This window comes from Vibrio sp. 10N.286.45.E10 (genome assembly GCF_002874195.2).
GTDB classification, from domain to species: Bacteria; Pseudomonadota; Gammaproteobacteria; order Enterobacterales; family Vibrionaceae; genus Vibrio; species Vibrio crassostreae.
This window is the reverse complement of the sequence record NZ_MCWD02000002.1, coordinates 549,685-560,976: the sequence shown is the minus strand read 5'-3', so window position 1 is coordinate 560,976 and position 11,292 is coordinate 549,685. Positions and strand designations below refer to the sequence as shown.

The 11,292-nt window shown below is 44.1% G+C and carries 7 protein-coding genes; 3 read left to right on the top strand and 4 right to left on the bottom strand.

The genetic code is table 11. The annotated features are described in order from the left end of the window. Nucleotides 1–31: 31 nt before the first annotated feature. Complete coding sequence (locus tag BCU34_RS15625) at nt 32–979, bottom strand: aldose 1-epimerase (RefSeq protein WP_102530220.1); 948 nt, start codon at nt 977–979, stop codon at nt 32–34. A gap of 64 nt (nt 980–1,043) precedes the next feature. On the opposite strand from BCU34_RS15625, the gene BCU34_RS15620 reads away from it, so the two are divergent. Continuing rightward, complete coding sequence (locus BCU34_RS15620; RefSeq protein WP_102478267.1) at nt 1,044–4,142, top strand: GH116 family glycosyl hydrolase; 3,099 nt, start codon at nt 1,044–1,046, stop codon at nt 4,140–4,142. 97 nt (nt 4,143–4,239) lie between these two features. Beyond that, nucleotides 4,240–5,253, top strand: coding sequence for a LacI family DNA-binding transcriptional regulator (locus tag BCU34_RS15615; protein ID WP_048660661.1), 1,014 nt, complete (start codon nt 4,240–4,242; stop codon nt 5,251–5,253). A gap of 196 nt (nt 5,254–5,449) precedes the next feature. Here BCU34_RS15615 and BCU34_RS15610 read toward each other — a convergent pair whose 3' ends face one another. After that, a complete protein-coding gene (locus BCU34_RS15610) occupies nt 5,450–7,078 on the bottom strand; it encodes an ABC transporter ATP-binding protein (RefSeq protein ID WP_102478268.1) in 1,629 nt (542 codons plus the stop codon). 12 nt (nt 7,079–7,090) lie between these two features. Next, on the bottom strand, nt 7,091–7,585 hold the full coding sequence (locus BCU34_RS15605) for a hypothetical protein (RefSeq protein WP_048663875.1): 495 nt from the start codon (nt 7,583–7,585) through the stop codon (nt 7,091–7,093). Between the two features lie 240 nt (nt 7,586–7,825). Here BCU34_RS15605 and BCU34_RS15600 point away from each other — a divergent pair, with 240 nt between their 5' ends. Further along, nucleotides 7,826–10,186, top strand: coding sequence for a Lon protease family protein (locus BCU34_RS15600; RefSeq protein WP_102433284.1), 2,361 nt, complete (start codon nt 7,826–7,828; stop codon nt 10,184–10,186). 162 nt (nt 10,187–10,348) lie between these two features. On the opposite strand, the gene BCU34_RS15595 is transcribed toward BCU34_RS15600, so the two are convergent. Further along, nucleotides 10,349–11,095: a flagellar brake protein gene (locus BCU34_RS15595; protein ID WP_048663874.1), complete on the bottom strand. Its 747-nt coding sequence runs from the start codon at nt 11,093–11,095 to the stop codon at nt 10,349–10,351. Nucleotides 11,096–11,292 lie beyond the last annotated feature (197 nt).

Below are 11,292 nucleotides of genomic sequence, written 5' to 3'. Positions count from 1 at the left end.
TATTGCTTTTTGGTTTCTCTTTAGTGTTGTTTTATTTTGGTTGATAGCTGGCCTGGCATTGCCAATTGAAGGTTTGAGACTGGTTCGGGCTAAGCGTCAGTAAGCCAATTTGGTTATTGAATGCATCTGCAGGGCAAGTCATTGGCTCTATTGCAATGCTTTGCTCGCTAGCCGGCGTGTACAGCTGAACGAATGGGTAGCTTGCATCTTGTTGATAGTGAATCGCAGCTGATGAATCTGAGCGCGTCAAAGTCAGTTGGTTGGTTGTCTTCGAATCAAATTCAAAGCAGTGATTTAGGCTTTGATTCGTCAGGGAGTCACCTAAAGACAAACGGTCAAAAACCTGTTTTTCACCATTAGGTAGGTCGTTCACGTGTATGACTTCGGAGCACTGCGACATGGACAGCGCACATTGTGTCAGATCCGTACCCAGTGAAAAGTAAGGGTGCCAAGCATCACCGAATGGGAAGGCAGAATCACCAAGATTAGAAGCGGTTGTTGAGCAAGAGAGCTTGCCTGTTATGTCGATAGTGAAGGTGACTTCAAGGTTAAAAGCAAATGGGAAAGCAGGGTGCAAAGAAGACGTTTGATACTGCATTGTCACACTGGCTAACTCTTCGTTGGCTACGCTGTTTGTGATTGAAAAAGGTTGGTTATAGAGCAGGCCATGTACGGCGTGATCAGACCAAGGAAAGTTGGCCGGGAGTTGATGGTTTTGGTTATCGAAACTGTAACGACCTAAGTTTAAACGGTTTGGAAAAGGGAATAATTTAGCACTGCGGGAAAAGAACGGATGTTGGTTGATCAGTTCATCATAATTCTGATAACCACAAATAAAAGAGAACGGACTGTTATTTACGATATATTTATTAATAATAGCACCAAATTCATTGATTATTTGAAGTTCTATACCATGTTGGTGGTTTATTAATGTGACAGAGTCAATACTTCCAAATTTTTCATTTATAATTTTAAACATGTTGATGTCTCCATTTTTGAAAGATATTAACAAGAAGAAAAAAATATTCAATGGCGGTTTTAAAATGAATAATAAAATTCCATATACAAGCTATTCAGGAAATTCAAAACACCTTTGCAAAAAAGGTGATGCAGTTGAATTTATTCAACCTTGGTACACGCCAATTTCTACCACACCAGAAAATACCGGCATGGCAGTGGGTGGTATTGGTAATACATTTACACTGACGCCAAATGGCAACACGCCAAACTTTAGCTTTATCCCTGGTATATTTGTTGATTGTTCAGAGCAAGTTGTTAATTTTAATGATTTTTATGCTTCAGTGATGGATGTGCCAACCATCGACACGCTGCAAGTCATTGATGAGCAAGATCTGGGCGTTCACCTGAACTTTTACCCTGCTTTGTTCGATGGTAAGAAGATTGATAATACAGACATGTCGAATGCGATTAACCACATTCGTTCGGCATTAAAAAATGGTGGCTTCTACCAAGAGAATAAAGCTAACTTTACAAAATGGAACATTGAGTTTTCAAATAAGACTCTATTATTGATTGACTCAGATTCATCTTCAATTATTTGTCAATTATATGTAGCCTTAGATTTCTTTAATGGTTTATTAATAAATGATACAGTTAAGTTATTATCACTTACTGCTGGTGATAATAATGATATGGATAGTCTCAATGGCAGTGATATAGATAGTGTCAACGGTAAGGATATCGAATATCAAGCTTTGTATCCATTAGCTGAATATAAATATAACAGTTTTGATGACATTAAAATAAAACGTAAAGTGGTTTCTCCAATCGTTAAAAACGACAAACGCCTGTGCTCTTTACCGATGCACTGGAATCACTTCGAATTAACCAATCATTCGGCGCAAACACGCGTGGTTACGCTTGCTCAGCCGCTACAAAACTTGATTGGCTCAACTTATCGCAAAGGTCGCGATGGCATTCAAGATTCGGCGTGTACCTTGTCTCAAAATCCAATCGCCCAGCAGCATCAAGCGGTTAGCGTAAACGGCGAAAGCCACGGTTTTACGGGTGTCCAGCTCACTAGTCAGTCCCCTTATCAAAGTGATATTGAAGGTGAAGTGGTGTTTGGTGTTCAAGCGAATAACCACCTGACCGAATCTGGCAAGATATCGGTGTCAGTGAAGCCAACACTTTATACCTCTAAGGCAGCGGAGCAGACAGAGTTCGCACTGAGAACAGGCCGCACAAACGCTGAATTCCAAACAGGTATCTACACTGGGCGTGAAGCTCTGAGTGCATTGGTTGTGGTTCAGGTTGAGTTGGAGCCGGGGGAGTCTGTTGATCTGCGTTTTACACAGGTGATGGCACACAGCAAAATCATGCTAAATGGTTGGCATTCAGAGAAGGCCTACACACAATTCTACCCGCAAGCGAAACCTGCTCTGCCGATGTTAGAAGAGGTATTGCCAGAGCTAGAAGCGATTGAGCAACGAATTGTCGAACAACAAACGGCTTTCCTAGATCAAGCTCAAAGCAAGATTTCGCAGCATGATTCTGCACTGCGTTATGCGACGATGGCGATGAACTCATTGTCGTTCTTGGCAGAATCAACGGTATGGGATAAAGAAGACAAATTCCTGGTGAAGGAGTGTGTTGATTATCCGTTCTTTAACTCTCTGGATGTGTATTTCTACGGCTCATTTTCGCTTCTTTATTTATTGCCGGAGCTTGATGGCTGCGTGATGAAAGAGTTTTCGAAAGCCATTTTGGCCGAAGACTTTACTCAGCGCCGATACTGGGAATATGAAGCAACACCGAATGCTGAATTGATCGATGAGAAGTACCAAGGCGTGCGTGCTATTCGAGGTGCGGTTATTCATGACTTGGGTAGCCCGTTCGACATCCAGCCTGACGCGTACAGCTGGCACAACGTGAAAGAGTGGAAGGACTTAGCACCGAAATACATTCTGATGGTGTACCGTCACTATCAAAACACGCAAGATATTTCTGTAGTTAAAGAGTGCTGGCAGGCTGTGACTGAGAGCATCGATTTCTTATCGAACTTGGTCGCTGAGGGCGATGATTTACCGCTAACCCGAGGCACAGACGATACCTTTGATAACCTGGCTTCTCATGGTATTTCAATTTACTGCGCGAGCCTTTGGGTTGCTGGCCTTCAAGCCGCGAGTGAACTTGCACAATTGATGGGCGAAAACGATCTGGGTTCGGATTACCTAACACGTTCGAAAAAGGCATTAGCAACAGTTGAGCAAAGCTTGTGGGATGAGAAAGAAGGCTACTACCATTTCTTCGTGACGCCAGTTCAAGCCAAGCATCTAACGGGCGAAGGCTACCAAAGCCTGGAAACCTTAGGCCTGACTTTGACGGGTGATACGATTGCTGACAAGAATACGCTCAATGCCTATCTCAATGAGACCGATACCTCCATTAACATCAATAAGGTATCTCAAAGAGTCTCTAAGAAACGCTTACTGAGTGAGACCGCGCCTCAAGCCTTTACTCAAGAATATCTAGAACTAGTACCAGATTCAGACAACAGCTTTGGTGATGCACTGCTTGCAGACAGCTATCTCAAGCTGATTGGTTTGGAGGGCATTTTCCCGCAAGAGCGTATTCAACGCGCATTGGACTATGTTTATAAACATAACTTTGAGATCAACAGCCCTAAGCTGGGTGTGGCGAATATGACATTGGCAGATGGTTCACCACATGAGGCTTTTCAGGCACAAGATGTTTGGATTGGTGTGCAATTTAGTGTCGCAACAGCGTTGAGTTTAGCGGGCAAATCGCAGCAAGCAGAAACATTGATGGACACCGTGTATACCGCGCTGTATGACTATTCAAAAATTCCATTTGCCGCGCCAGAAGGGTTCAATTGCTCAGTCTCATTTGATGAGAAAGATCTTTCAGAGTCTTTTAAATTGTCACAAAATGATGCGAAAAAGTGGCTTACTGCACTTAAATTGCAAAAGTGTGTGCTGTCTGACGGTCGAGTTAGTCCTGACCTGACTAAAGACAGTGATAAATTTGTTAGTATGTTGCAAGGCGAAATTTCAGCGGAACAAGCCATGATTCTTCACAAATGGCTACTGAGCACCGGGTTGAAATACACCGCAGGTCGTTATTTCAGACCGGGGATGATCTTCGCCTACATGTATTAACTTAATGATACGAGTTTCAACGAAAGCTGTGGTATGCAGGTTGAAATAGGTGGGGAGCTTTCGGGCTCCCCAAATGTCACTGGATTAGGGTATCGAGATGCGCACTAAAACTAAAAAAACAACCGTATACGATGTAGCGAGACTCGCTGGTGTTTCCCCAAGCACGGTTTCTCGTTTTCTTAATCGAACCACTTATGTGTCGGATGATAAAAGCCAGAACATCGAGCAAGCAATCAAAGACACGGGCTACAAACCCAATTTTCAAATGCAAGAGAACATCAATCGCCGTTCATTGACAATCGGTGTATTGGTGCAACACCCTGACAGCCCTTACACCAGTCGTATTCTCAACGACATGGAGAAAACTTTGATTGCTCAAGGTTACTCTTTGGTGATTGCGACAGGACATTGGCAGAAAAAACTGGAATTACATGCACTGGAGTATCTGGCGAAAAGTAATGTTGATGGCATGATCATTGTGACCGGAAGCGTGAGTAAAGAAGATATCGCCAAATATGCACAAGACATCCCGGTCGTGGCGGTGGGGTACGACATTATTGATGACAACATCCGCACGCTCAACATTGATAATGTGCTGGGCGGCTACATGGCGACCCTGCACTTACTGCAACAAGGGCATGTGAATATCGCTCATATTAAAGGGCTTTCAAGTCAACCTGATGCGGGGAACCGCTTTGAAGGCTACAAGAAAGCGCTGCAAGAGGCGGGTATAAAAGTGATGCCAAAACTCGTCAAACAGGGTGACTTCAGTAGTGAATCTGGTTATGAGAAAACCGTTGAATTAATAGAGTCAAAGGTTCATTTTTCGGCTCTGTTCGCAGCCAATGACCAAACCGCTTACGGGGCGATTAAGGCGCTACACGATCACGGTTATAAAGTTCCAGAAGACGTGTCGGTGATTGGATTTGATGACTTGCCGACGTCTAAGTATTTCACGCCAGCCCTGACGACGCTGAGACAGCCGATTGAAGAGATTGGAGAGGTGTGTGCTCAGTCGATTTTGAACTTGTTATCTGGCGAGCGACATGAAGCTCGACTGCCACCGATTGACTTAATCGTCAGAGAGTCAACCAAGTCTTTGTATCGTTAATTGTGAAGTGATTGAATCGTAGGGAGTGAGATTTAAAGATAAATTATTTCCTTTCAGAAACGAAAAATGCCGCATCCATGCGACATTTTTCTTTTGGCGGCCAAACCAGTTTTGCTATATCCATTCTAGATTTCAATCCATTAGGAGATTATTCAGAATGTACATATAAGACGCTGTTAATCTTGATTAGTTCCCTTTACGCGGCATTTTTTTTCGATTTATTTTCTAAGTCGAATGACGCTGCGATCAGTTTCTTGGTGTAGTCGTTTTTCGGCGCATTGAAAATCTCTTCTGCAGACCCTTCTTCCATCACTTCGCCCTTCTGCATCACCAGCACGCGATCCGACAGAGCTTTCACTACCGAGAGATCGTGGCTGATGAATAGGAAGCCGATATTGTGCTTAGCTTGAATGTCTTTCAGTAGATCGATCACGGTCAGTTGTACTGAGCGATCGAGTGCCGAAGTTGGTTCATCCAGCAAAATGAAAGAAGGTTCAAGAATCAACGCGCGAGCAATCGCGATACGTTGTCTTTGTCCACCTGAGAATTCGTGCGGGTAGCGGTTAATTGAGTTTGGCTCCAAGCGAACCTCAATCAGTGCTTTGCGCGCTCTTTCTAAACGTTCTTGTTTTGACAAATGAGGTTGATGTACCGTTAAGCCTTCGGTGATGATTTCCCCAACCGTCATACGTGGTGATAAAGAACCATAAGGGTCTTGGAACACCATCTGAACATCTTTCTTAAGCTTATGGCGTTCTTTGTCGGTTAATAAACTGACATCTTGGCCTTTATAAACAATACGTCCGGTACTTGGCAGCAAGCCGATTAACGCTCGTCCCAGTGTTGATTTTCCTGAGCCGGATTCACCAACAATACCCAAGGTTTCGCCCTGTTTAAGGTTTAGCGAAATGCCTTTTACGGCTTCGAAGTACTGATTTTTGCTCTTGATAAAATGTGATTTAACCAAGAATTGAACTCGGATGTCGTCCGCACACAATAGCTCTGGGGCTGATGCCTCAACAGGAACCTTAGCGCCTTTCGGAATCGAGTTAATCAGCATGCGTGTGTAGTCGTGTCTTGGGTTTTCGAATAAGGCTTGAGTCACCCCTTCTTCAACCAGTTCACCTTTACACATCACCAGAACACGGTCTGCAAAGTGTTTTACTACGCCAAGGTCATGGGTGATAAATAAAATCGCCATGCCCATCTTGCTTTGAATCTCTTTGATAAGAGAAAGTACTTCCGCTTGAACGGTCACATCCAATGCGGTGGTGGGTTCATCGGCAATCAGAATATCCGGTTCATTGATCAGTGCCATTGCGATCATGATGCGCTGTAACTGACCACCCGAAAATTCATGCGGGTACTTGGTGTAAGCCTGCTCTGGCATTGGTAAATGCACCAGATTGAAGAGCTCTAATACGCGCTGTTTTGCTTTTGATTTCGATACCTTACGGTGACACATAATGGCTTCTGCCACTTGAGTGCCGACACGCAGGTATGGATTCAAAGATGTCATTGGCTCCTGAAAAATCATGCCGATTCTATCGCCACGAATCGACTGCATTTCTCGCTCAGTCTTGCCAAGAATCGATTGACCTTCAAACTCGATGTCTGACTGTTGATCAATAATCGCGTTATCAGGAAGTAAACGCATCAGCGCGTTGGAAGAGACGGATTTACCTGAACCTGATTCACCAACAATGGCTAAGGTTTCGCTTGAGTTAAGGGTAAAGTTAACCTTTTTTACCGCGTCAACGATTCCATCGTTGGTTGTGAAGCTAACGGAGAGGTTATTGACTTTAAGTATGGCCCGGTCCGACATGATATATCCTTATCAATTTAAGACATTAGGTGAAGATTGAACTTCTGACGTTGTTTTTAGTTGCCCAAAATGGTGATGAGCTCGTTGAATTTGTTCTAGTTCGAGCATCCAATGTGAACTGCGCTGTGCACTGCAAAAAGCAATTAAATGATTGAGCAGGTCTTCACTCTGCTTTTCCAATAGCCCATAGGTACGTTGAATCAGATCAGTGCTTTCAAGCGAGATAAATTGCATCAGTGCATAAGATTGATTCAAGGTGTCGAAGGCTTGTTGGTGCTGCCCTAAACGGTTGAGAATCTCAGATTGAGCAACACTCGCATCTCTCAACCCGGCAAGCAGGCAGGCAAATTGGCAAGGCTTGATATCGCTTTGGTATGCTGCATCTTGTATGTGATGAGGAAGTGATGTTAGAACATCACCATACAGGCGCTGTGCTTCAGGCCAGTGACCTTGTTCCATTAACTGTTCAGCTTTTAGGTAGTGCATCCAGCATCGTTCAATTTCCATATCCACATCCTCAATTCATAATATCTGAAAATGTTAATGATATTTATTATCAATTGCAAATTAAAATCATTCACATGTTAAGTTGATGAATTAAATGACGGGCTATTCCTAAAAATGGCTTAAATTGTGTGTTATTTGTTCAGTTGAACAGCTGTGTAGCGTAAGTCACTAAATTTGTAGGAAATTACATCTACACTGATTTTATCTACACCTAAGTAATGAAGGACTAAGGAGGCGGCGATGGCGATGCAAAGACTCAATACAGAACAGCTGTATCAGGTAGCAGAACTCGAGAAGTTACCATGTAAGTCGACCAAAGAACTGGCTCCAATTGACGAGATCGTCGGGCAAGAACGTGCTCAAAAGGCCGTTGAGTTCGCGATGTCAATCAAGGAAAAGGGTTACAACATTTATGCGATAGGGCGAAATGGTCTGGGTAAACGCACCATGATCTTGCGCTATCTAAACCGACACCCTCAAGAGGTTCAGGAGCTTTTTGATTGGTGTTATATCGCGAACTTTGAAGATATTCGTACACCTAAGGTACTGAAATTGCCTCGTGGCGTTGGCAGCAGCTTAAAGCAAGATATTGAAAAGCTAATGCGTAAATTGCTGAAAGGTATGCCTCTAGCGTTTGATAACGAGATGTACTTTAGCCGCGCTGACAGGCTTAAAAACCAATTAGCAGCTAAGCAACAAGCCGCGTTAGAAAGCATTAGCCAAGAAGCCAAAGACAAGGGCATTAACCTGACGATCACCACTCAGGGTGATTACCAATTTGTGGCAATGAATGGTGATGATCTTCATACCGAAGAGAGCTTTGATCTGCTTTCGCCGGAAGAACAAGATCAATTTGATAAAACCATTGATGGATTGGAAGTCGGGCTGCGAACCATTTCTCGTGAATTGACGGAACTTGAAGAGACGTACACAGAGAAAATTCAAAAGCTAAATGATGATACGGCGCGAGATGTGATTACTCACTTTATCAAGCAGTTAAAGCAGGATTACAGTCAATATCCAGAGATCAAGAAGTACCTAACGGCACTGCGTAAAGACATTGTCGATAACGCTGACATCTTCTTAGAAGAGAGCACCGAGCAAGCCGAAGTGGCGACTGCTTCTTTGGATAAGAAAATGCCGCGTCGCTACAAGGTTAATGTGATTGTTAGCCAGAAGGAGGAGGCGATGCCGATCGTGGTAGAGGAAAACCCAAATTACCACTCTCTGTTTGGCCATGTGGAAACAGCGACTTTTAAAGGTACCGTATTTACCGATTTCTCCTTGATTCGCGCAGGTAGCTTGCACAGAGCAAACGGCGGCGTATTGTTGATGGATGCGGTCAAGGTGCTTGAGCAGCCGTACGTTTGGGAAGGCTTGAAGCGAGCGCTGCGTTCACGTCAATTGAGTTTCACTTCATTAGAAAAAGAGGTGACCTTAACGGGGGCGGTATCGCTTGATCCTGAACCGATTCCATTGGACGTTAAGATCATTCTGTTTGGTGATTACCGAACTTACCAACTGCTGCAACATTACGATGCGGAGTTTGGTGAACTGTTCCGTGTGACAGCCGATTTTGAAGATGAGATGAAGCGCACTCCCGATTCTGAAATGCATTACGCGCGCTTTATTTCGAGCATCGTACATGACAACAACATGTTGCATTGTGACCGCAAAGCGATTGCTCGCATCATTGAGCACAGTTCTCGTCAGGCGGGTGACCAAGGTAAATTGTCTCTGCACTCGGCACACATTGCCAATCTGCTTCGTGAGTCAAACTACGTTGCGAGAGGCTCAAAATCGAATCTGATTCGTGCAACGCACGTCGACCAAGCGTTATCTAACCAACAGATGCGTGTTGGACGACTGCAAGACAGTGTGATGGAAACCTTTACTAATGGCACAACGCTGATTCATGTCGATGGTCAGGCGGTTGGGCAAGTGAATGCGCTTTCTGTACTTAGCACGACGGATCATATGTTTGGTGCGCCGAACCGAATCACGGCAACCACCGCTTACGGTGATGGTGAAGTGATTGATATTGAAAGAAACGTAGACCTAGGTGGCAGTATTCACTCGAAGGGTGTGATGATCTTGTCGGCTTACCTTTCTTCTGTGTTTGGTAAAACGGCCAAAGTACCACTCACTACTAACATTACCTTCGAGCAGTCGTATGGTGGCGTCGATGGTGACAGTGCGAGTATGGCCGAGTTCTGTGCGGTGGTATCTGCATTTTCTAAGCAACCAAACCGTCAAGATATTGCGATTACGGGTTCGATGAACCAGTTTGGTGAGTCTCAACCCATAGGTGGTGTAAACGAGAAAATTGAAGGTTTCTTTGATGTGTGTGAAATCAAAGGGCGTTCAAACGAACAAGGAGTGATCATCCCGCGTTCAAATGTTCACAACCTGATGCTGCGTAGCGACATCGTAAAAGCGGTTGAAAAGGGCGAGTTTAATATCTGGGCGATTGACCATGTAACAGAAGCGATTGAGCTGTTCACAGGCAAAGCCGCAGGTGAGGCAAGTGATGAGGGTAGCTACCCAATTGATACTATTTTTGGTATCGCTCAAGCGAAACTGAACGCACTGCGTAAATAGCTAAATACAAAGTTTAATAGCTAAACAAATAAATAGCAGCCAAAACGCAAAAGCCATCGTTTAGAGTCGATGGCTTTTTTATTGGTTGAGGTTTGGCTCGCTAGGAGCCATTTGTTTTTGGTCAGCTTACGGTATTCGGAGAAAGTCGCGTCTTAAAAGGCGTTAACCGTTTCGTAAGCAGAGCTTGGTGCCATCGAACTTTAATTTTGCCAACAAGTGCTTAGCGTTGGCTCGGCCAATATCATCAAATTCGACACCGTATCGAGCGTAGTGCGTCGATTTTTGCAGATTACAAATGATGCCCCTCAATGGCGGAATCAGCGGGCCATTGTAGTTTTCAGGCGTAATCTCAATCGACACTCGATCGGCAATCTGAATCGCGCGAGAAGTCGGTGAGGTCACAAAACGACAACCACTTTTCGATAAGTCTCTTATCTCACAGTTTGCTCGTTGGTCGTTGAAGATGATTCTTGAAGCTAGATTCACTTCATATCGGGTCTCTTTACGCAGTTGAGTCACTTGCATGGTACTTGGTGTAGAGAGCACTAAAATCGGAAAGGGTTCGCCAATCCTATGGTGAATTTGGCTTCTAAAGTGGATAAGCGCCCCTTCACCTCGCAGAGAATACGCACGAGCGGTCATCCAAAAGCCTTCTTGAAAGAAAAAGTTCAGATCTTCATTGGATACCTCGGGAACCTCAACCACAATACAGTTATCACTGTGCGTACCGATAAACTTGGTGGTGGCGAGAAACTTCGTGCCAACGGGAGTCGAGACATTTAATGTCAGCTCACTGCCGTGCTCAATCATGGCCAGCGCATCAGTGCTATTGATGGTGGAAACGGTGCGATTACGAGGGTCTTGAAGTGCCTGATTATGCTCCAAAGGCTTCTTCAGGGGTGCGTTCATTATATGTTCTCCATGCGCCAACATGCGTCTGTTAGTTATATTGGTAACTTGCTAACAAGGGGTTATTACGTGCTAGATTTAGTGGACGTACTCACATAGATTTATAGAGTGCCTTTTATCATTGCTGATTTTATATTAAGCCGATTGCACTGAATTATTTGCTGTGTTTGTAAGTACTTAGTTTTATTTATATGCAC

Excerpts from the sequence above, each read along its gene's own strand:
- BCU34_RS15615 (WP_048660661.1), top strand. The coding sequence starts at position 4,240 with ATGCGCACTAAAACTAAAAAAACAACCGTATACGATGTAGCGAGACTC.
- BCU34_RS15595 (WP_048663874.1), bottom strand. The coding sequence starts at position 11,095 with ATGAACGCACCCCTGAAGAAGCCTTTGGAGCATAATCAGGCACTTCAA.
- BCU34_RS15620 (WP_102478267.1), top strand. The coding sequence starts at position 1,044 with ATGAATAATAAAATTCCATATACAAGCTATTCAGGAAATTCAAAACAC.
- BCU34_RS15610 (WP_102478268.1), bottom strand. The coding sequence starts at position 7,078 with ATGTCGGACCGGGCCATACTTAAAGTCAATAACCTCTCCGTTAGCTTC.
- BCU34_RS15625 (WP_102530220.1), bottom strand. The coding sequence starts at position 979 with ATGTTTAAAATTATAAATGAAAAATTTGGAAGTATTGACTCTGTCACA.
- BCU34_RS15605 (WP_048663875.1), bottom strand. The coding sequence starts at position 7,585 with ATGGAAATTGAACGATGCTGGATGCACTACCTAAAAGCTGAACAGTTA.
- BCU34_RS15600 (WP_102433284.1), top strand. The coding sequence starts at position 7,826 with ATGGCGATGCAAAGACTCAATACAGAACAGCTGTATCAGGTAGCAGAA.